At 71.4% G+C, this 21,212-nt stretch carries 20 protein-coding genes; 16 read left to right on the top strand and 4 right to left on the bottom strand.

What is annotated here, in order from left to right:
* Window positions 1-147: 147 nt before the first annotated feature.
* The 8 genes from GH740_RS14330 to GH740_RS09685 all read left to right on the top strand — a co-directional run bounded on the left by GH740_RS14330 (window position 148) and on the right by GH740_RS09685 (window position 8,514).
* Window positions 148-843, top strand: coding sequence for a phosphatase PAP2 family protein (locus GH740_RS14330; protein ID WP_153745906.1), 696 nt, complete (start codon window positions 148-150; stop codon window positions 841-843).
* 132 nt (window positions 844-975) lie between these two features.
* Entirely contained in the window at window positions 976-1,980 is a 1,005-nt protein-coding gene (locus tag GH740_RS09715) for a TerC/Alx family metal homeostasis membrane protein (RefSeq protein ID WP_153745905.1), read from the top strand.
* A gap of 164 nt (window positions 1,981-2,144) precedes the next feature.
* Window positions 2,145-3,623 (top strand): 3-isopropylmalate dehydratase large subunit, encoded by a 1,479-nt coding sequence (leuC, locus tag GH740_RS09710; protein WP_153745904.1) that lies wholly within the window; start codon window positions 2,145-2,147, stop codon window positions 3,621-3,623.
* 1 nt (window position 3,624) lies between these two features.
* On the top strand, window positions 3,625-4,236 hold the full coding sequence (leuD, locus tag GH740_RS09705) for a 3-isopropylmalate dehydratase small subunit (protein WP_153745903.1): 612 nt from the start codon (window positions 3,625-3,627) through the stop codon (window positions 4,234-4,236).
* Window positions 4,237-4,262: 26 nt separating this feature from the next.
* Window positions 4,263-5,627 carry a UDP-N-acetylglucosamine 1-carboxyvinyltransferase gene (murA, locus tag GH740_RS09700; RefSeq protein WP_153745902.1) on the top strand — a complete coding sequence of 455 codons (1,365 nt, stop codon included), beginning with the start codon at window positions 4,263-4,265 and terminating at the stop codon, window positions 5,625-5,627.
* 2 nt (window positions 5,628-5,629) lie between these two features.
* Window positions 5,630-6,400, top strand: a complete 771-nt coding sequence (locus GH740_RS09695; RefSeq protein ID WP_367641349.1) for a lysophospholipid acyltransferase family protein — start codon at window positions 5,630-5,632, stop codon at window positions 6,398-6,400.
* Between the two features lie 34 nt (window positions 6,401-6,434).
* Window positions 6,435-7,526, top strand: a complete 1,092-nt coding sequence (locus tag GH740_RS09690; RefSeq protein WP_367641457.1) for an NAD(P)H-dependent glycerol-3-phosphate dehydrogenase — start codon at window positions 6,435-6,437, stop codon at window positions 7,524-7,526.
* On the top strand, window positions 7,432-8,514 hold the full coding sequence (locus tag GH740_RS09685; RefSeq protein WP_153745900.1) for a D-alanine--D-alanine ligase family protein: 1,083 nt from the start codon (window positions 7,432-7,434) through the stop codon (window positions 8,512-8,514). The genes GH740_RS09690 and GH740_RS09685 overlap by 95 nt, the downstream gene beginning before the upstream one ends.
* Window positions 8,515-8,517: 3 nt before the next feature.
* Here the strand turns inward: GH740_RS09685 and GH740_RS09680 are convergent, their stop codons facing one another.
* Window positions 8,518-8,994: a DUF3515 family protein gene (locus GH740_RS09680; protein ID WP_367641347.1), complete on the bottom strand. Its 477-nt coding sequence runs from the start codon at window positions 8,992-8,994 to the stop codon at window positions 8,518-8,520.
* A 148-nt stretch (window positions 8,995-9,142) separates the two neighbouring features.
* Here GH740_RS09680 and thiL point away from each other — a divergent pair, with 148 nt between their 5' ends.
* Entirely contained in the window at window positions 9,143-10,078 is a 936-nt protein-coding gene (gene thiL / locus GH740_RS09675; RefSeq protein ID WP_253941359.1) for a thiamine-phosphate kinase, read from the top strand.
* Window positions 10,079-10,085: 7 nt separating this feature from the next.
* Here the strand turns inward: thiL and rsmD are convergent, their stop codons facing one another.
* Window positions 10,086-10,643 (bottom strand): 16S rRNA (guanine(966)-N(2))-methyltransferase RsmD, encoded by a 558-nt coding sequence (gene rsmD / locus GH740_RS09670; protein WP_367641345.1) that lies wholly within the window; start codon window positions 10,641-10,643, stop codon window positions 10,086-10,088.
* Window positions 10,644-10,691: 48 nt separating this feature from the next.
* On the opposite strand from rsmD, the gene GH740_RS09665 reads away from it, so the two are divergent.
* From GH740_RS09665 to mutM, 6 genes are all read left to right on the top strand, one after another.
* Window positions 10,692-12,845 carry an ATP-dependent DNA helicase RecG gene (locus GH740_RS09665; RefSeq protein WP_153745898.1) on the top strand — a complete coding sequence of 718 codons (2,154 nt, stop codon included), beginning with the start codon at window positions 10,692-10,694 and terminating at the stop codon, window positions 12,843-12,845.
* 63 nt (window positions 12,846-12,908) lie between these two features.
* Window positions 12,909-13,406 (top strand): pantetheine-phosphate adenylyltransferase, encoded by a 498-nt coding sequence (coaD, locus tag GH740_RS09660; RefSeq protein WP_367641342.1) that lies wholly within the window; start codon window positions 12,909-12,911, stop codon window positions 13,404-13,406.
* Between the two features lie 83 nt (window positions 13,407-13,489).
* Window positions 13,490-14,017 carry a DUF177 domain-containing protein gene (locus tag GH740_RS09655; RefSeq protein ID WP_153746038.1) on the top strand — a complete coding sequence of 176 codons (528 nt, stop codon included), beginning with the start codon at window positions 13,490-13,492 and terminating at the stop codon, window positions 14,015-14,017.
* Window positions 14,007-14,216 carry a 50S ribosomal protein L32 gene (rpmF, locus tag GH740_RS09650; protein ID WP_050721097.1) on the top strand — a complete coding sequence of 70 codons (210 nt, stop codon included), beginning with the start codon at window positions 14,007-14,009 and terminating at the stop codon, window positions 14,214-14,216. Before GH740_RS09655 ends, rpmF begins: the two co-directional genes overlap by 11 nt.
* A 10-nt stretch (window positions 14,217-14,226) precedes the next feature.
* Complete coding sequence (gene rnc / locus GH740_RS09645; RefSeq protein ID WP_153745897.1) at window positions 14,227-14,913, top strand: ribonuclease III; 687 nt, start codon at window positions 14,227-14,229, stop codon at window positions 14,911-14,913.
* A 1-nt stretch (window position 14,914) separates the two neighbouring features.
* Window positions 14,915-15,811 (top strand): bifunctional DNA-formamidopyrimidine glycosylase/DNA-(apurinic or apyrimidinic site) lyase, encoded by an 897-nt coding sequence (mutM, locus tag GH740_RS09640; RefSeq protein WP_153745896.1) that lies wholly within the window; start codon window positions 14,915-14,917, stop codon window positions 15,809-15,811.
* Between the two features lie 3 nt (window positions 15,812-15,814).
* Here the strand turns inward: mutM and GH740_RS09635 are convergent, their stop codons facing one another.
* Window positions 15,815-16,930, bottom strand: coding sequence for a GNAT family N-acetyltransferase (locus GH740_RS09635; RefSeq protein ID WP_153745895.1), 1,116 nt, complete (start codon window positions 16,928-16,930; stop codon window positions 15,815-15,817).
* A gap of 47 nt (window positions 16,931-16,977) precedes the next feature.
* Window positions 16,978-17,235, bottom strand: a complete 258-nt coding sequence (locus tag GH740_RS09630) for a hypothetical protein (protein ID WP_153745894.1) — start codon at window positions 17,233-17,235, stop codon at window positions 16,978-16,980.
* A 451-nt stretch (window positions 17,236-17,686) separates the two neighbouring features.
* Between GH740_RS09630 and smc the strand changes: the two genes are divergently transcribed.
* Window positions 17,687-21,199 carry a chromosome segregation protein SMC gene (smc, locus tag GH740_RS09625; protein WP_153745893.1) on the top strand — a complete coding sequence of 1,171 codons (3,513 nt, stop codon included), beginning with the start codon at window positions 17,687-17,689 and terminating at the stop codon, window positions 21,197-21,199.
* The last annotated feature ends 13 nt before the right edge of the window (window positions 21,200-21,212 follow it).

Genomic DNA, 21,212 nt, shown 5'->3' with positions numbered 1-21,212 from the left:
GGGGAGCTGATTCCCCTCTCACGGCGGTAACGCGGGTTCGAATCCCGCTGGGGTCACCAACAGGGCCGGTCCGCACGGACCGGCCCTTTTCGCATCCCCGGGCCCGGCTCCCGAGGAAGTCATAGGGTCGGCGCGCATGCTCCTGACGTGACCACCGTCTCTGCGCGCACGGCGCGACCCACCGTCCTGGCAACCGTCGGCATCGGGCTCGCCGCCGTCCTGGGCGTCGCCGCCATCGGACGCCTCATCGTGGCGACTCCCGCCTGGTCGGTGGGGGAGCTGAAGGTGGTGGCCGCCGTCGGCGCAGCGCACAACCCGCTGCTGGATGCGCTGTGCCAGCTCATCGACGGCCTGTTCGGCCCGACCGGCGCGATCCTGCTGGGCGTCCTCCTGCTCGCATGGGCGCTGCTGCTGACCGGCACGTGGCGCGGCGCGCTGCGCGCCGGGGTGCTCCTGGCCGTTCCGTGGGCCGCCGCTGAGGGGATGAAGCTCGTCGTCCGCCGTGTGCGCCCGGAACCGACCGGGCTCACGCGGCTCCTCGTGCCCGATCCGGTCACGTTCAGCTTTCCCAGCGGGCACACCGCGTTCGCAACAGCCCTCGTCTGCGCGCTCGCTCTGTCGATAGCATCCCTCCGCGCACGACGGGCGGCGGCCGTGGCCGGCGCGGTGCTGGTGGTGGCCGTCGCCTGGTCTCGGGTGTATCTGGGCGTCCACTATCCGACGGACGTCGTGGCCGCGGTCATCGTGGTCGTGGCCATCGCGATACCGCTGAACGCGGTGATGACCCGGGTCGGGCCGCTGCGAACCCCGGCGGTATCCGCGTCGCGCACCACCGGCCGCTAGACTGTCCGCAGAGAGGGAGTATCCCGCACACTGCACGTCCGTCATCACGGAGTCCGTCGGAGGACTTCCGGGCGCGCTCCGCTTCGGCGGGGGAGAGACTTTCGACGAGTCACCGACCCTTCGAAAGGCCCCATGGACTTCGTCATCCCCGCGTGGTTCGAGATCACGGCAATGGTCGTGCTCGTGCTCATCCTCGCCGCAGACCTGCTGATCATCCTGAAACGCCCGCACATCCCCTCCATGCGGGAGGCCACGCTGTGGGTCGTCTTCTACGTCACGCTCGCTCTCATCTTCTCGGTGCTCCTGCTGTGGACCACCGGCGACGGTGACGCCGCCGGGCAGTTCGTAGCCGGCTGGCTCACCGAGTACAGCCTGTCCATCGACAACCTGTTCGTCTTCGTCCTTCTGATGACCCAGTTCTCCGTGCCCCGGCGGTATCAGCAGGAGGTACTGATGGTGGGCATCATCATCGCGCTCGTGCTGCGGGGACTGTTCATCCTGCTGGGCGCGGCGCTGATCGAGAACTTCAGCTGGATCTTCTACATCTTCGGGCTGTTCCTCGTGTACACGGCCTGGCGCCAGGCGTTCCCCGGCAAGGTGGAGGACGACGCGCAGACCGAGACGGGCATCGTGCGGTTCCTGCGCCGGTTCATCAACATCAGCGACCACTACGAGGGCTCGAAGCTGCGCACCACTATCGGCGGGGTGAAGGTGTGGACGCCCATGATCCTCGTCTTCGTCGCCATCGGCGTGACGGACCTCATCTTCGCGATCGACTCGATCCCCGCGATCTTCGGCATCACGCACGACGCGTTCATCGTGTTCACCGCGAACATCTTCGCCCTGATGGGTCTGCGCCAGCTCTACTTCCTGCTGGGCGGCCTGCTGGACCGGCTGCGCTACCTGCACTACGGGATAGCGTTCATCCTCGCGTTCATCGGCGTCAAGCTCTTCGCCCACGCGCTGCACGTGAACGAGGTGCCGTTCATCAACGGCGGCGCGCCGGTGGACTGGGCGCCGGAGATCTCCACGATCGCCTCCCTCGTGGTGATCGTCGTGGCGATGGTCGTCGCGACCGTCGCGAGTCTTCTTGCCGCGCGCCGCGAGAAGACGGGGCAGGATGCCGCGTCCCGCTGACCTGTGATGTCGCACGCGGCGTCCTCGGAGGCGGCGGTGATACCCTGGGCCCGTGCGGACCGCCAGGCTTCTCCTTATCGGCCGCGGCGAGCTCTGATCCTCAGCCCAGGCTCGTCGCGGAGGTCGTCGTGGGCTTTCACGCTCCCCGAGGAGAACGAACAATCATGAGCACACCCGCTTCGGTGATCCCCGATCATCCGCGCACCCTGGCCGAGAAGGTCTGGGACGACCACGTCGTGGTCAAGGGCGAGGACGGACAGCCGGACCTCATCTACATCGATCTGCACCTGGTGCACGAGGTGACGAGCCCGCAAGCCTTCGACGGCCTGCGCGCCGAGGGACGCGGCGTGCGCCGCCTGGATCTCACGATCGCCACCGAGGACCACAACACGCCGACGCTCGACATCGACAAGCCGATCGCCGACCTCACCAGCCGCACCCAGATCGAGACGCTGCGCCGCAACGCGGAGGAGTTCGGGGTGCGCCTGCACTCCCTCGGCGACAAGGACCAGGGGATCGTCCACGTGGTCGGCCCGCAGCTGGGCCTGACCATGCCGGGGATCACCGTGGTCTGCGGCGACAGCCACACCTCCACGCACGGCGCGTTCGGCGCCATGGCGTTCGGCATCGGCACGAGCGAGGTCGAGCACGTGCTGGCCACCCAGACGCTGCCGCTGAAGCCGTTCAAGACGATGGCGATCACGGTCGAGGGCGAGCTGCGGCCGGGCGTCACCGCGAAGGACGTCATCCTCGCCGTGATAGCGAAGATCGGCACGAACGGCGGCCAGGGCTACGTGCTCGAGTACCGCGGCAGCGCCATCCGATCCCTCTCCATGGAGGGGCGGATGACGATGTGCAACATGTCGATCGAGGCCGGCGCCCGCGCCGGTATGGTGGCCCCCGACGAGAAGACGTTCGCCTACCTGAAGGGCCGCCCGCACGCGCCGAGCGGCCGCGACTGGGACGAGGCGGTCGCCTACTGGCGGACGCTGCCGTCGGATGAGGGCGCGGTCTACGACGCCGAGGTGTTCATCGACGCCGCGGAGCTCGAGCCGTTCGTCACGTGGGGGACGAACCCCGGCCAGGGCGTGTCGCTGTCCGGTGTGGTGCCCGCCCCGGAGCAGTTCACCGACCCGAACGAGCGCGCCGCCGCCGAGCGCGCCCTGCAGTACATGGATCTTCAGGCCGGCACGCCGCTGAAGGATGTGCGCGTGGACGCCGTGTTCATGGGCTCGTGCACGAACAGCCGGATCGAAGACCTGCGCGCATTCGCGTCGATAGTGCGAGGGCGTCGCAAGGCCGATGGGGTCCGGGTCATGGTGGTGCCGGGCTCGGCGCGGGTGCGGCTGGAGGCCGAGGCCGAGGGCCTGGACACGGTGTTCACCGAGTTCGGCGCCGAATGGCGGTTCGCCGGCTGCTCGATGTGCCTGGGCATGAACCCGGATCAGCTGGCGCCGGGGGAGCGCTGCGCCTCGACGAGCAACCGGAACTTCGAAGGTCGCCAGGGAAAGGGCGGACGCACCCACCTCGTCTCGCCGCTGGTCGCCGCCGCCACCGCGGTGCGCGGCACCCTGTCCAGCCCGAGCGACCTCGACGATACCGCGGACCGCGTCGGCGCGGCCAACCAGGCGAAGGCGGTCTGACATGGAGAAGTTCACGACGCACACCGGCGTCGCCGCCCCGTTGCAGCGCTCCGCCGTGGACACCGACCAGATCATCCCGGCGGTGTACCTCAAGCGCGTCACGAAGACCGGATTCGAGGACGCCTTGTTCGCCAACTGGCGCCAGGACCCGGACTTCGTGCTCAATCAGGAGCGGTACCGGAACGCCTCCGTACTCGTCGCGGGCCCGGACTTCGGGACCGGCTCCAGCCGCGAGCACGCCGTGTGGGCGCTGCGCGACTATGGCTTCCGTGCAGTGCTGAGCCCGAAGTTCGCCGACATCTTCCGCGGCAACGCCGGCAAGCAGGGCCTTGTCACCGGAGTCGTGGCCGAGCCCGACATCGAGCGGATCTGGGCGGCGATCGCCGCCCAGCCCGGTGCGCAGATCACCGTGGACCTGCAGGCGCGCACGGCGACTCTCGGCGAACTCCAGGTCGGATTCGAGATCGACGATTACACTAGGTGGCGGCTTCTGGAGGGATTCGACGACATCGGACTCACCCTCCGCAACGAAGCCAGGATCGCCGCCTACGAGGCGCATCGCGCGGGTTGGAGGCCCCGCACCCTTCCGGTGCAACCGCAGCCCGCTGATTGATTCCGACCCATTGTGAGGCACATCGCATGACACTCCTGAACGGCTTGACGCGGATGAGCGGTGCGACAGGAGGGTCCGGCGAGACGCTCGCGATCCGCGGGGGCAGGCCGCTGCGCGGCCGCGTGGATGTCAAGGGTGCGAAGAACCTCGTTACGAAGGCGATGGTGGCGGCCCTCCTCGGGGAGACCCCCAGCATCCTCCGGGACGTCCCCGGGATCAGCGACGTCGCCGTGGTGCGGTCGTTGCTGGAGGTGCACGGCGTGCGCGTCACGGACGGCGACGAAGAGGGCACGTTCCACCTCGACCCGTCCGACGTCGAGTCGGCGCACATGGAGGAGATCGACGCCCACGCCGGCGCATCGCGGATCCCGATCCTCTTCTGCGGGCCGCTGCTGCACAGGCTCGGGCAGGCGTTCATCCCGGACCTCGGCGGATGCCGGATCGGCGACCGGCCGATCGACTTCCACCTGGACGCCCTGCGCAAGTTCGGCGCCGCGGTCGAGAAGCTGCCCAGCGGCATCCGCCTGTCTGCCCCGAGCGGACTGCGCGGCGCGAACATCCACCTGCCGTACCCGAGCGTCGGGGCGACCGAGCAGGTGCTGCTGACCGCCGTGCGCGCCGAGGGCGTCACGGAGCTGCGCAACGCGGCGATCGAGCCCGAGATCATGGACCTCATCGCGGTGCTGCAGAAGATGGGCGCCATCATCTCCTACGAGCCGAACCGGGTGATCCTCATCGAGGGCGTCGACCGGCTCTTCGGGTACGAGCATCGTGCGGTGTTCGACCGCAACGAGGCCGCCAGCTGGGCCAGCGCCGCGCTGGCCACCGACGGCGAGATCTTCGTGGGCGGCGCCCGGCAGCCCGAGATGCTGACGTTCCTGAACGTGCTGCGCAAGGTCGGCGGCGACTTCGAGATCCGTGAGGACGGCATCCTCTTCCGCCGCGGCGGCGACCTGAAGCCGGTGACCGTGGAGACCGACGTGCACCCCGGGTTCATGACCGACTGGCAGCAGCCGCTGATCGTCGCGCTCACCCAGGCGCACGGCGAGTCCGTGGTCCACGAGACCGTGTACGAGAACCGGTTCGGGTTCACCTCCGCGCTGGTGAAGATGGGCGCGGACATCGTCGTGCACCCGCATGGGCTGCAGGACGGGCCGCGCCGCGTGCCGCGCCGCAACCTGGAGCAGGCCGCAGTGATCACCGGTCCCACCCCGCTCGTCGGTGCCGACATCACGGTGCCGGACCTGCGCGGCGGATACAGCCATGTCATCGCCGCCCTCACCGCGACCGGCGCCTCCACTGTGCACAACGTCGGCATCATCAGCCGCGGCTACGAGAAGTTCTTCAGCAAGCTCACCGCGCTGGGCGCCGACTTCGACGTCCTGGACTGAGCGTGCGCCGCAACAGGAAGCGCCCGCGCGCCTCGACGGAGAAGACCCGCCCGAGCGTGTTCTGGCCGCTCGCCGGCGTCGTGGTCCCGCTGGTCTCGCTGATGGCGCGCATCGAAATCGTCGGCGCCGAGAAGCTGCCCCGCACCGGTGCGTTCGTCCTCGCCGCGAACCACCACAGCGAGATCGACCCGCTGATCGTCGCAGTGGCGGTCTGGCGGATGGGCCGCGCCCCCCGGTTCATGGCGAAGGAGAGCCTCTTCCGGATCCCGGTGGTCGGCTGGGCGCTTCGCGCCACGGGCATGGTCCCGGTCGCGCGGACGGCGTCGTCCGCCGCGGCCCGCGAGACGATCCAGACCTCCCGCACGCTCGTGGAGCACGGGCGCGGCGTCGTCGTGTACCCGGAGGGCTCGCTCACCCGCGACCCCGAGCTGTGGCCGATGCGCGGCAAGACCGGCGCCGTGCGCCTGGCGCTGACGGGAGACATCCCGCTCATCCCGATGGCCCAGTGGGGCGCTCAGCAGCTCATGCCGCGGTACGGACGGCTGCGCCTGTGGCCGCCGCGGCGGAGGATGACGGTGGTCGTCGGCGATCCGGTCGACCTCAGCGAGTACCGGGCCACCGGCACGCAGCGCGATACGCTGACGCGTGCCACGACCACCGTCATGGACCGGATCGCCGAGCTGCTCGCGGGCGTGCGGGGCACACCCGCACCTGCAGAGCGCTGGAATCCGGCAGCCCACGGCCAGAAGGAGACCGGTCGCCTTGACTCCTAGACAGCGCCGTCCGCCGGCCGTTTCGCGCGTGGCCGTGCTGGGGGCGGGCAACTGGGGCACCACGTTCGGCAAGATCCTCGCCGACGGCGGTGCACGGGTGACGATGTGGGCCCGCCGGCCGGAGCTCGCGCACGAGATCGACGAGGCCAAGCGCAACAGCCGGTACCTGCCGGGGATCAACCTGCCGCGCAGCATCTCGGCGACCCCGGACCTGGCCGCGGCCGTGGACGGCGCCGAGCAGATCTACGTGTGCGTCCCCAGCCAGTCCGCGCGCGACAATCTGAAGGCGGTGCGGCCACTCGTCGCGCACACCGACGTGCCGATCGTGTCCCTGATGAAGGGGATCGAGCAGCGCACGGGGCTGCGGATGAGCCAGGTTCTCGAGCAGGTGCTCGCGTGCGACCCGGACCGCATCGCCGTCGCCTCCGGCCCGAACCTCGCGCTGGAGATCGCCCGGGAGCAGCCGACGGCCGCGGTCGTGGCATCCACGAGCCAGGAGACCGCGCAGGCTGTCGCCCGGCGCGCCTGCAACCGCTACTTCCGCACGTTCGTGAACACGGATGTCATCGGGACCGAGTTCGGCGGCGTGCTGAAGAACCTCATCGCGCTCGCGATAGGCATCGTGGACGGTGTCGGCTACGGCGAGAACACGAAGGCGTCGATCATCACGCGGGGCCTGGTCGAGATGACCGACTTCGCCGTCGCGCAGGGCGCGCAGACCGAGACGCTGCAGGGCCTGGCGGGCCTCGGCGACCTGATCGCCACGTGCCAGTCGCCGCTCAGCCGGAACAACACCGCGGGACGCCTGCTCGGTCAGGGATACAGCCTGAAGGACGTCGTCAAGCAGATGCAGCAGACCGCGGAGGGGCTGGCGTCGGTGGCGCCGGTGCTGCAGCTGGCGCGCGCCTCCGGTGTCGAGATGCCGATCGTCGAGCAGGTCAAACGGGTGCTGGACGGCACCATGGACCCCCGCGACATCGCCCCCCACCTGACCACGGACGACGACACACCGAAGGGTGAAAGGACGCAGCATGGACAAGCTCGCGGTGGCGGTGCTCTTTGGCGGACGATCCAGCGAGCATTCGATCAGTTCCGCGACGGCGGGGGGAGTGCTGCGCGCCATTGACCGGGACCGCTTCCGGGTCATCCCGGTGGGCATCACCCGCGACGGCGCGTTCGTCCTGGAGGACGACGACCCGGACAAGTTCACGCTCGACCCCGCGCACCTGCCCGAGGTCGTCGACAACGGCACCCGCGTCGTGTGGCCGGACTCGGTCCGCAGCCGCGAGCTTCGGGTGACCGACGCGGCCGGGACCCGATCCCTGGGCGATGTGGATGTCGTGCTGCCGATCCTGCACGGCCGGTTCGGCGAGGACGGGACGATCCAGGGATTCCTGGAGCTCCTCGACATCCCGTACGCCGGAGCGGGACTGCTGATGTCGGCGATCGGCATGGACAAGAACGCCACGAAGAACGCGCTGCGCGCCGCCGGGGTCCCGGTCGTGCCGTGGGTCGCGGTCACCCGGGCGGGATTGCGCCGGGATCGCCGGCAGTGGGACCAGCGCATCCACGCCCTCGGTCTCCCGGTGTTCGTCAAGCCCGCGCGCGCCGGATCCAGCGTCGGCGTCTCGAAGGTGACCGACTGGGACGCGCTGGACGAGGCTCTGGACACGGCGTTCGCCGAGGACGGCACCGTACTCGTGGAACAGGCCGTCACCGGACGGGAACTGGAGTGCGGCGTGCTCGAGGCCCAGGACGGCGGCCTGCCGCGCGTCAGCGTCGCGGGCGAGGTCGTGATCACCGGACGCGACTTCTACGACTTCGCGGCCAAGTACCTCGACGCGCCCGGTATCGACCTCGTGTGCCCGGCGGCGCTGCACGACGGCGAACTGGCCGAGATGCAGCGGATCGCCGCCCGCGCGTTCGACGCCGTCGGCGGGCAGGGCCTGGCCCGGGTGGACTTCTTCTTCACCGGGACGGAGTTCTTCGTCAACGAGCTCAACACGATGCCCGGCTTCACGCCGATCTCGATGTTCCCGACGTGCTGGATCGCCAGCGGCATGACCTACACCGAGCTGATCACGGACCTCATCGAGACCGCGCACGCCCGCTGAGACTCAGCCTCCGATCGTGTCGGGATTCGTGCATTGCGCGCGCTGGGCGGTCTGCGCGGATACGAGCCGGCCGAGCTGTGCGAGCACGGCGTTCGGATCGACGTTCTTGTCGTGCCCCTGCAGGTACAGCTGCACCGCGGGGGAGCGCCCGTAGCTCGTGATCCGGAAGTTCGGCTCGTCCGACTCGTCGACCAACCAGTCCACCCCGCCCAGTGACACGCACTTGAGCGTGCTCGGGCCGGGCACCGCGACGCCGCAGGCCAGGATGATGCGGGTCGGCGTCCCCCAGGCGGCCGTCGACTGCGCATCCGTCCACACGCGCCGCTGATCGGCGAGCGTCCCGGGCAGGCGCACCATGATCGCCGCGCACGCGGGATCGTTCGCGTCCGGAGCCGGCCGGAGACTGACCGTCGTGGAGCACCCGGTCAGTGCAACGCCGAGCACGGCGAGGACGGCCAGAACGCGGGGGAGTCGGGGCACCCCTCCAGGCTAACCCGGCCGCGGCGTGCCCGGTCCGGGCCATCGGCCAGAATGAGAGGGCGCGCAGATGCGGCAGGAGAGGACGGGTGCGGTGACCGAGGCGGATCCCACTGTCGGTGAGCTGAGCGAGAGCGCCGTGCTCGACGCGATGCTGCAGCGGCTCGGTCCGTCGCACGCACTGGTCGGCCCGGGCGATGACGCCGCGGTACTCGCCGTGCACGGCGGACGCGTGGTCGCCACCGTCGACACGCTCGTGCACGGGCCGGACTTCCGGCTCGCGTGGACCACCGGCGGCGACCTCGGCTGGAAAGCCGCCGCCGTGAATCTCGCGGACGTCGCGGCCATGGGCGCGCGGCCCACGGCGCTGCTGGTCGCCCTCACGATGCCCGAGGACACGCGCCTGTCCTTCGTCCGGGAGCTCGCCGACGGCCTGCGCGAGGCGTGCGCTGCCCTCGCCCCGGGCACGGCCGTCGAAGGCGGCGACCTCACGGTGTCGGACACTCTCACCGTCGCGGTGACCGCGCTCGGCGTCCTCGATGCCGGCACACCCCCGGTGCTGCGCAGCGGCGCCCGCCCCGGGGATGTCGTCGCCCTCGCGGGGACGCTGGGCCTCGCCGACGCGGGGCTGCGCGTCCTGTTCGACAGGTTCCGCGACGGCGACGGGCAGCCCGTCGCGATCGCGCGTGACGCGCTGAGCCGGACCGACGCCGCGGCCCTGGCCGCGCAGCTGCGGCCGACCCCGCCCATCGCGCTCGGCCCGGTCGCGGCCCGGGCTGGCGCCACGGCGATGATGGACGTCTCGGACGGGCTGGCCCTGGACGGTTCCCGCCTGGCGGCGGCATCCCGGGTCACGGTCGACCTCGACCCCGCCGCCCTCGGCGACGATCCGGACCGCGCTCTGGCCGGCGGAGAGGATCACGGCCTGCTCGCGACGTTCCCGCCGGCGGCGGCTCTGCCGGACGGATTCCGCCGGATCGGCACCGTGCGGGAGCGCGCGGCGGCGGCGGTCACCGTGGGCGGCGTCGCCTACACCGGGCGGGGCGGCTGGGACCCGTACCGCGACTGGGACAGCGCCCGCGGCTGACGACGGGTCACGCGGCACGCAGCCACCACACGACGGTGTCGCCGTACCGCTTCTCCCGGTCGTGCACGAGCCCGGGCGTGGCGGGCGGCTCCGGCGAACGGCCCCCGCGCTCCACGACCACGAGGGCCTGCGCCGCCAGCAGCGGCACGAGCGCGGCGAGCCCCGACGCAATCTCGTCCTCGTCCACGTCGTACGGCGGGTCGGCGAACACGAGGTCGAACGGGCCGCGCGCGGTGCGCAGGTACGCCGAGACGGACGCGCGGTGCACGCGCGCGGGGGCCGTGCCGGCGGCCTTCGCCACTCTGCCCGCGTTCGTCCGGGCGACCTGCGCGGCAGCCGCCGCGCGCTCGACGAGATCCGCCGACGCCGCGCCCCGGCTCAGCGCCTCCAGTCCCAGCGCACCCGAGCCGGCGTACAGGTCCAGCACCCGCGCCGCCGCGACGGCATCCGCCGCCTCGAGCGCGGCGAACAGCGACTCCCGGACGCGATCGCTGGTCGGACGGGTGCCGGCGTGCGGGACGTCGAGTCGGATGCCGCGGGCGGCGCCGGCGATGATGCGCGTCACCCCTCCACCCTACAAAGCGTGTCGGCGCGCGTGCCTAGACTCGATGGCATGGCGGCCTACACCCTCGAGACCCGACTGGACGGTGCGCTCGGCGGAAAGACCGCGGCGGCGCTGCACCGCGCGTTCGGGATGCGCACGGTCGCCGATCTGCTCGCGCACTATCCGCGCCGCTACGCCCGCCACGGCGAGCTCACGCCGATCGACTCGCTCGTGGTCGGCGAGCAGGTCACCATCGTCGCGCAGATCCGCAGCGCCACGGAACGGCGGATGCGACAGCGCCACGGCACGCTCCTGGAGGTCGTCATCACCGACGGCCGCGGCGACGTGCAGCTCACGTTCTTCAACCAGAGCTGGCGGCTGCGCGACCTCCAGGTGGGTCGGCAGGGGATCTTCTCGGGGAGGGTCGGCGAATACCGGCACGGCAAGCAGTTCGCCCACCCCGACTACGAGCTTTTCGAGGACGTCGACGCGGCCCGCATGAAGGCCGAGGCCACCGCGAACCTGCCCATCCCGATCTATCCCGCCACCGGGAGCGTGTCCAGCTGGCAGGTGAGCAAGATCATCACGATGATCCTCGACGGGCTCGGGGAACTCGCCGACCCGCTGCCGGACTCGGTCCGAGAGCGATACACCCTGCTGCCCGTGCGAGACGCGCTGGAGCGGATCCACCGCCCGGACTTCGAGGACCAGGTGGACGACGCCCGGCGCACGCTGCGAATGCACGAGGCGCTCGTGCTGCAGACGGCGCTGCTGCAGCAGCGCCAGTTCGTCCGGGCCATGTCGGCGACGGCACGGCCCGCGGGGAAGATGCTCGCCGCTTTCGACGCCGCGCTCCCGTTCGCACTCACGCCGGACCAGGCCGCCGTCGGCGATCGGATAGCGGCGGACCTCGTCGGCGCGTGGCCCATGAACCGGCTCGTGCAGGGCGAGGTCGGATCGGGCAAGACGCTGGTCGCGCTGCGAGCGATGCTGCAGGTGGCCGACGCGGGCGGCCAATCCGCCCTGATCGCCCCCACCGAGGTGCTCGCCGGCCAGCACCTGCGCTCGATCACCCGCATGCTCGGCCCGCAGCTGGCCCCGCAGATCATCCCGACCCTGCTGACCGGGCAGCTGTCGGCGGCGGAGCGGCGCCGCGCCGCCCTGCGCGTGGCATCAGGACAGGCGCTCATCGTGGTGGGGACGCACGCGCTGCTCAGCGACAGCACCACGTTTGCCGACCTGGGCCTTGTCGTCGTCGACGAGCAGCACCGCTTCGGTGTGGAGCAGCGCGAGACGCTGCGCGCGAAGGGCAGCAGCCCGCACGCCCTCGTCCTCACGGCCACGCCGATCCCGCGCACTGTCGCAATGACCGTGTTCGGCGACCTCGACGTCTCCACAATCCGGACGATGCCGGACGGACGCGCCGGGATCCAGACGTTCGTGGCGCCCGCCGAGAAGCCGTCCTGGTTCGCCCGGGTGTGGCAGCGCGTGGCCGAGGAGGTCGCCGCCGGCCATCAGGCGTTCGTCGTGTGCCCCGCCATCGACGCAGAGGCGACGGCGGGCGGCGAGGACGCGGACGCACCGGAGCAGGAGGACCCGGCCCGCCCCGCGCACTGGGGCGTGGTGCAGGCGGCCCGGCTGCTGGAGCAGCATCCGTCGTTCGCCGGACTGCGCGTGCAGATTCTGCACGGGCGGATGACCGGGGACGAGAAGGATGCCACGATGCGCGCGTACGCGGCCGGCGACATCGACGTGCTCGTGGCCACCACCGTGATCGAGGTCGGCGTGGACGTCCCGAACGCGTCCACCATGGTGATCCTGGAGGCGGACCGGTTCGGCGTGTCGCAGCTGCATCAGCTGCGGGGGCGCGTCGGGCGCGGCGGCGTCCCCGGCCTGTGTCTGCTCGTGACCGATGCCGAGCCCGGCTCGCCCGCCCGCGAGCGCGTCGACGCCGTCGCCCGCACCACGGACGGGTTCGAGCTGGCCGAGACCGATCTGGAGCTGCGGGGCGAGGGGGACGTGCTCGGGGACGCGCAGTCCGGCATCCGGTCGTCGCTGCGGATGCTGCGGGTCGTCAAGGACGCCGACCTGATAGCGCTCGCCCGGCAGGAGGCGGAGAGGATCCTCGACGACGATCCGGCACTGCTGCGGCATCCCGGGCTCAGCCAGGCGATCGAACGCCGCCTTGACGCCGCCGAGCGCGCCGCCCTCGCGAAGAACTAGGACCGCGCGCATTCGGCGTCACACCGCTCGGAATGCGGGCGGGATCCCCGGTAGGCTGGACGGGTGAGCAACCGGATCGCCGTCGTCCCCGGGTCGTTCGACCCGCCCACCCTCGGTCACCTGGATGTCATCCGTCGCGCCGCGCACCTGTACGACACCGTGCACGTGCTCGTCGTGCACAACCCCGACAAGCAGGCGATGCTCCCGATCGCACAGCGGCTGTCGCTGCTGGAACAGTCGATCGCCGAGCAGTCCATCGACGGCGATATCGTCGTGGCATCCTGGTCGATGGGCCTGCTCGTGGACTACGCGACGGACGTGAACGCCGGCGTGCTCGTGAAGGGCATCCGCTCCCAGGTGGATGTCGCGTACGAGACGCCGATGGCGATAGTGAACCGCAACCTCGCCGGCATCGAGACGGTGTTCCTGCTGCCCGATCCCGCCCACACGCTCGTGTCCAGTTCGCTCGTGCGACAGGTCGCCGGCCTCGGCGGCGACGTCACCCCGTACGTGCCCGGCCCCGTCGCGCGGTTCCTCGACACCGGCGCCCGCGGCATCTGAGCCGGTAGACTTCCCCGGTGAGAAAACACCGCCCCGGCGCCTTCAGCGTGCCCGTCCGCGACCTCATCGGCCGCCCCGGCGAGATGCGCGAGACGCAGATCGACGCCACCCTGGCCGCCGCGTGGGGCGAGGGACTCGTCTCGATCCCCGCCGGCGAGAGCGTGCACGTGGACGTGCGGCTTGAATCCGTGCACGAGGGGATCCTCGTCTCCGCCACGGCCCGCACGCGCTCGGAGGGGGAGTGCAGCCGGTGCCTGATCGAGATCACGGCGCCCGTCGAAGTCGAGTTCCAGGAGCTTTTCGCGTATCCTGGTCAGGAAGCGGATGACTTCGAGGTTCAAGACGACCACGTGGATCTTGAAACTCCGGTCAGGGACGCCATAGTCCTCTCGCTTCCCTTTCAGCCGGTGTGCCGGCCGGACTGCCCGGGGTTGGACCCGATCACGGGTGCGCGTCTGGCCGACCTGCCGGACGCCGAACCCCACCAGAACGTCGACCCGCGCTGGGCCGCGCTGATGGAGTTCGCGTCGGAACCGGCACAGGGCGCGGACGACTCCGCCCCCGACTCCCAGGTCTCACAAGAACGAAGGAAGAACAGCCATGGCAGGTAACCCCCCGAAGCGGAAGGTCTCGCGCTCCAACACCCGTTCGCGGCGCGCGCAGTGGAAGGCGGAAGCCCCCGCTCTGGTGAAGACCGTCGAGAACGGCAAGGTCGTCTACAGCCGTCCGCACCAGGCCAAGGTCGTGACCGACTCGCAGGGCACCGAACTGTTCCTCGAGTACAAGGGCCGCAAGGTCGCCGACGTCTGATCGGCAGTCGATGAAGCAGCCGGCGGGAGTCTCCTCCCAGCTGATGGATGAGCTCGGGGTCGACATCGATCCCGAGCTCCTCTCGCTGGCACTGACGCATCGCTCGTACGCGTACGAGCACGGTCACCTGCCGCACAACGAGCGCCTCGAGTTCCTCGGCGACTCCGTGCTGGGGCAGGCCGTGACGGTCCTGCTGTACACGCGGCATCCCGACCTGGACGAGGGGTCGCTGGCGAAGCGGCGGGCGAGCGTCGTGTCCACGGTGGCCCTCGCCGAGGTCGCCCGGGGCATCGGCCTGGGCGCGCATCTGCGGCTCGGCCGTGGCGAGGACCAGACCGGAGGCCGCGACAAGGACTCGATCCTCGCCGACACGATGGAGGCCGTGATCGGGGCCACGTACCTGTCGGCGGGTCCCGAGGCCGCGACCGGGCTCGTGCACCGGCTCGTGGCGCCCCTGCTGGCCGATCCCGACCGGTACGGCGCCGCCGTCGACCCGAAGACGAGTCTGCAGGAGCTTGCGGCGCGCCGCGGGTCCCCGCCGCCGGTGTACCGCGTGGAGGCGGAGGGCCCCGATCACGACCGGGTCTTCACCGCCACGGTGTCGGTGGGGGACGTCTCGTCCACGGGTGTCGGCACCAGCAAGAAGCACGCGGAGATGGCCGCAGCACTGCGGCTGTGGCGCTCCCTGTCTGACTGACATGCCCGAACTTCCCGAGGTCGAGATGGTCCGGCACGGCCTCGCACCGGCGGTGACCGGGGCGCGCGTGGTCGCCGTCACCGTCCGCGACGCGCGTGCGCTGACCCGTCACACCGGCGGCGCCGACGACTTCGAACGGCGCCTGACCGACGCGACCCTGCGCGCCGCGGTGCGGCGCGGCAAGTTCCTCTGGATGCCGCTGGACGGCCGCCATGACGCCGTGCTCGGCCATCTCGGCATGAGCGGGCAGCTGCTGCTGCGCCCGGCCGGCACTGCCCCCGAGCGGTTCGAGCGGATCCGGATCGACATCGAGCATCCCCTGCACGGCGAGCTCGCCGTCGTGTTCGCCGATCAGCGCACGTTCGGCTCGCTCGCTATCGACGAGCTGAGGCCGACCGCCGACGGCGCCCCGGGCGGAGCCGGCGACGATGCGCCGCTGATCCCGGTGCAGGCTGCGCATATAGCCCGCGACCCGCTGGACCCTGCGTTCTCCGACACCGCCTTCCGGCTGGCCCTGCGCCGCCGGGCGTCCGCCGTGAAGCGGGTGCTGCTGGATCAGACCGTGATCAGCGGCGTGGGCAACATCTACGCCGACGAGAGCCTGTGGGCGGCCCGCATCCACCCGGAGACCCCGGCGCAGGCCCTGGCGACCCGCGCCGTGACCCGCCTGCTCGGCGAGATCCGCGGCGTCCTCGTGAAGGCGCTGGCCGAAGGCGGGACGAGCTTCGACGCCCAGTACGTCAACGTCAACGGGCAGGCCGGCTACTTCGCGCACTCGCTGAACGCCTACGGGCGCACCGGTCTGCCGTGCGCGCGCTGCGGCCGCCCGATCCTGCGGCTGTCGTTCATGAACCGCTCCAGCCACCTCTGCCCGCGCTGCCAGCGCGTGCCGCGGTGAGGCTCAGCCGACGAGCGTCTTCTTCCACGCGCCGTTGTAGGCGACCGGCGCGAAGCCGATCCGCTCGTTGATATCGAGCATCGGCCGGTTCTCCTCGGCGTTGTACGTGATCACGCGGGGCGAGTCGGGGGCGAACGTGCGCCAGTCATGCAGCGCGGCGCACTTCACGAGCATCCCGAGCCGGTGGCCGCGGTGCGCGGCCAGCACCAGCGTGTCCTCCTGATGCGTGGCCTCGCCGTGGTCCGCCCCGATCACGAGCTCGTTGAACGCGGCCAGCTCGCCGGTGGCGATGTGCTCGGCGGCGGTGACGTGCAGCGTCCGGCCCGCCGCGAGGTAGGGCCGCTCGTGGTCGGCGATCCGCGCGGCATCCCACACCTCCTCGTCGAACTCCATCCCGGCCGCCGGCGCGTCCGTGACCATGCGGGATTTCATCCAGGCGTAGCCGTCGACGCGCTCGGCCGGCGTCGGGGCGGTCCACTGGACGACGCGGTATCCGACCGCGGCGGCGCGCGCCTCGGCCAGCAGAGCGTCGACGTGCGCGGCGGCCGCGGCGGTGAGCTCCAGCGCGCTCTTGCGCTCGATCTGCTCGAGCGCATAGCCGCGACGGCGCAGGAAACGGGCGGTGTGATCCAGCGGGATGGTGCCGAAGCCGGTGGGCGCGCTCAGCCGCTCGGGAGCGTCCGCATCGGTGTGCGCTGCCCAGGTCTCCAGCACGGTCCGACCCTCGGCCAGCGCCGTGCGCTCCAGCAGCCGCGTCGCGGCGGAGCCTATCCCGCGGCCCCACGCCTCGCGCAGGAGCTCGGCGTTCACGAACGCCGCGCGCGATCCCTGCTCGCCCGGCAGCGTGAGGATCGCCCGCCCCACCGGACGTCCGTCGAGGAACGCCAGCCAGATGAGGTTGCGCTCGTACTTCTCGTCCTGATAGTTCGGCAGGATCTCGGCCGCGGTGTTGCTCTCGTCGTCGTCCCCGTTGATCTCGCGGTAGACGGCGTTGCGCACCTGGACCATCGCGGCGAAGTCAGCCGCATCGGCGGCATCCAGCGATTGTGGGATGACCAGCCGACGCAGCTCGACTCCGGTGGGCAGCGGGGGTTCGTCGATGGCGACGCGCTGTGTCATGTCGGCTCCTCAGGGTTGTCGATCGCTGATGCGGTGGATGCCGCCGGTCAGCGGTATTGCATGAGGACCATCGCGCGCACCAGCGCCGTCTCGCGCTGGGTGCGGGTGTACGTCTCGCGGGCCAGCGCGCGACGTGCCTCGCGGGTGGTGTCGCGCGTCCGGCGCTCGGTCCGCAGCAGCAGCCACAGGCCCAGGCGCAGGGCGAGTCGGTCGGTCAGGGACACGCGTGTGTCGCGCGTCAGTTCGGTCAGGGCGTCCAGACGAGACTGCTCGTCAGGACGGGTGAGGTCCAGCAAGGTGTTCATGAGAGGTCTTTCGAAGTCGAACGAGCGTGCCGGTGGGACACCGACGGGATGCCGCGGGGCGGCGAAGCGCACGAACTGACGGTCGTGCGGGGGCCGTCGACAGGAGACGGCGCAGGGCAGCACGGAACGGGGCGAAGCAGACGCTTCTGACCCGCTAAGCGGCCGTGGGCAGATCTGCGGCGAAGGACGCGGCCGCCGAGCGTGTGCACGCAAGTGCAGCGGCACGGAACGCGATTGGTTCGGTGATCATCATCGGCGGCCTCCCTTCGAATCGGACGCGGTTAGCGACACTAGCGTGGCGGGACCGATGCCGTCAAGCACATTCTCAGGTCCGGGCTCCGCCCGGGCGCGCCGCGCGGCGGGAATCCCCGTGCGCGGCCGGTCGGCCCGGGACCCGACATCCCATCCGATAGCGTGTTCCGGTGACGGAGTGGGACGGAGGGGCCGGGCCATGCACCTGAAGAGCGTGACGCTCAAGGGGTTCAAGTCGTTCGCTCAGCCGACCACGTTCGCCCTCGAGCCCGGAGTCACCGCCATCGTCGGCCCCAACGGGTCGGGCAAGTCCAACGTCGTCGATGCACTGGCATGGGTGATGGGGGAGCAGGGCGCGAAGACCCTGCGCGGCGGGAAGATGGAGGACGTCATCTTCGCCGGCACCTCCACCCGCGGCCCCCTCGGCCGCGCCGAGGTGCGCCTGACGATCGACAACGCCGACGGGGCGCTGCCGATCGAGTACGCCGAGGTGACGATAAGCCGCACGCTGTTCCGCAACGGCACGAGCGAATACGCGATCAACGGGAACGCGTGCCGCCTGCTGGACGTGCAGGAGCTGCTCAGCGACTCCGGCCTCGGCCGTGAGATGCACGTCATCGTCGGGCAGGGCCGGCTGGACACCGTGCTCCAGGCGAGTCCGGAGGAGCGCCGCGGTTTCATCGAAGAGGCCGCCGGCATCCTCAAGCACCGCCGGCGCAAGGAGAAGACCGTCCGCAAGCTCCAGGCGATGGAGGTGAACCTCACCCGCCTCAGCGACCTCGCCGGCGAGCTGCGGCGTCAACTCAAGCCGCTCGGCCGGCAGGCCGAGATAGCGCGCGAGGCCGCCACTATCGCCGCCGAGGTGCGGGATGCCAAGGCGCGGCTGTATGCGGACGAGCTGATCGCGCTGCGCGGCGAGCTTGCGGCGGCCGCGCAGAGCGAGCACCAGCGGCACGCCGAACGGCTCGTCCTGCAGGACCGCACGGAGAGCCTGCGCGCCCGGATCGAGGAACTCGAGGCCGACCAGCGCTCCGAGGCGGTCGACACCGCCCGCGGAGTCGTGTTCGCACTGGAGCAGGTGCAGGAGCGGCTGCGCGGGCTGTACTCGCTGGCGGGTCAGCGGCTCTCGCTGCTGGCCGACGACGACGTCGAGGCGCTCGCACCGCCGCAGACCGTGACGCTCGCGATGATCGACGAGGTGCGGGGCGGCATCGACGAGATGGCGTCGGGGCTGGACGCGGCGCAGGATGCCGCCGCGGCGGCCGCGCGCGAGGTCGTGCACGCGCGCGGCGAGCTCGACGCCCTCGATGCCGACATCGCCGCGCAGAGTGCGCTCGTCTCGGACCACGACATGCGGATCACGGCGCTGCGCGGGTCGGCGGAGGCGGCGGCATCCGGCCTGTCCGCGGCCCAGACGGCGGTGGCGCGTCAGCAGGCGGCCCTGGACGCGGCGCTGAACCGTCGTGCCGAGGCGGAGGCGGTCCTGGCCGACCTCGACCCGGCGTCGGTGGCGGATGCGGCATCGGCCGAGCACACGGCCGCGTACGAGCGGAGCCAGCGCGAGGCGACGGACGCCGAAGCCGCGGTCGCCGAGCTGCGCGACCGGCTCCACGCCGCGGAGCGGGAGAGGGACGCGCTCGCGGCGCAGACGGCCGCCCTGTCCCGCGCTCTCGACGTGCGCAACGGGGCGGCGCAGCTGATGGCGACGGCGGGCGCCGGCATCAGGGGCCTCGTCTCCGACGCCGTCCAGGTGCGACCGGGATACGAGGCGGCGATAGCGGCCGCCCTCGGTCCGCTCGCGGAGGGCTTGCTGGTGGATGCCGCCGCCGATGCCGTGGACGTGGCGCACGCCGCCGGGAGCGCGGATGTGGGCGTGGTCGATATCGTCATCGCCGCCGCCGGCGATGCTGTCACAGACACACCGACTCCGGCGGGGCTGACGCCCGCGCGGGACGTCGTCACGGCGCCGCCGGGGATCATCGGCGTCCTGCGCGCGATGTACGTCGCCGAGGAGCTGCCCACGGCGCTGTCCGCGGTCCGCGACGACACCGGGCGCACCATCACCGTCGTCACGCGGACCGGCGAAGTGGTGACGCCGTTCACGCTGCGCGCCGGCACCGGGCCGGGGCGTTCACGTCTGGAGCTGTCGGCGGAGCGGGATGCCGCCGCGGAGCGGCTGGACGAGGTGACCGTGGTCTCCGACTCGCTCCGGGAGGCCCTCGCCGGGCGGGTGCAGGGCCTGGATGACGCGCGGCGGCGTGCGAAGGCCGCGCTGCAGGCGCTGCGCGCGCACGACGCCGCCCTCGCCGCACAGGCCGAGACGATGAACCGGGCTGCCGTGCGTCACGAGGCCGCGGCTGCCGAGTGCGAGCGCCTGGCCACCACGCTGCGGCAGGCACAGGCCGCCGTCGAGGAGGCGTCGGGATCTGCACGCGTGGCGAAAGAGCGCCTGGACGCGGCCCTCGAGGCGCCGCGCCCGATTCTCGACGCCTCCGCGCGGGACGGCATGCTGGATGAGCTGGAAGCCGCGCGGGACGCCGAGATGCGGGCACGCCTGGACGTGGAGACGCTGAAGGAGCGCGTGCGGTCCGAACAGGCGCGGGCCGTGGCGCTCGAGCGGCAGCGGGAGCGCGAGCAGACCGCCGCGGCCGAGACGGCGCGCCGCGCCGTGATCCGCCGTGCGCAGCGCGAGGTCGCGGCCGGCGTCGCGCAGCGGCTGCCCCCGCTGCTGGATTCGGTGGACCGCTCGGTGAGCGAGGTGCGCGTGGAGTTGGCGACGGCGGAGTCCGCGCGCACGGCGCTCACAGCAGAGCTGACGCAGCTGCGCACCGAGGAGTCCGGCGTGCGCGAGCGCCTCGCCCGCCTGACGGAGAGCGTGCACGGCCTCGAGCTGGAGATCCACGAGAAGCGCCTGCACGTGACGGCCCTGCTCGAGCGCGTCCAGTCCGAACTGGGCGTCGACGAAGACATTCTCGTTTCGGAATACGGGCCTGCGCAGGGATCCGAAGAGGACGCGCCGGAGCCGTTCGACCGTGCCGCGCAGCGGCGCCGGCTGCAGGATGCGGAACGCAAGCTCGCGCAGTTGGGTCGGGTCAACCCGCTCGCGCTGGAGGAGTTCGAGGCGCTCGAGCAGCGGCACAAGTTCCTCACCGAGCAGCTGGCCGACCTCACGCAGACGCGCAAGGACCTGCTCACGATCATCGACGAGCTCGACGAGCGGATGCAGAGCATCTTCCTCGCCGCGTTCGAGGACACCCGGGTCGCGTTCGGCGAGGTGTTCCCGATCCTGTTCCCCGGCGGGACCGGCAGCATCTCGCTCACCGACCCCGACGATCCGCTGGCGACTGGGATCGAGGTCGCGGTCCGGCCGGTCGGCAAGAAGATCGAGCGCCTGTCGCTGCTGTCCGGCGGGGAGCGCTCCCTCGCCGCGGTGGCGCTGCTCACGGCGATCTTCAAGGCGCGGCCGAGCCCGTTCTACATCCTGGACGAGGTCGAGGCGGCCCTCGACGACGCGAACCTCGGACGCCTGCTGGGCGTGTTCGAGCAGCTGCGGGCGTCCAGTCAGCTGATCGTGATCACGCATCAGAAGCGCACGATGGAGATCGCCGACGCCCTGTACGGGGTCTCGATGCGTCAGGACGGCGTGTCGGCCGTCGTCGGCCAGCGTGTGGGCGACCGCAGGACGCGAGCGGCAGAGCCCGCCGCGGTCTGAGCACCGCGACCGC

Origin of the sequence: Microbacterium sp. SYP-A9085 (assembly GCF_009649635.1) — a bacterium.
GTDB lineage: Bacteria > Actinomycetota > Actinomycetes > Actinomycetales > Microbacteriaceae > Microbacterium.
The sequence above is the reverse complement of the archived record's forward strand: the minus strand, read 5'-3'. Positions and strand labels throughout refer to the sequence as shown.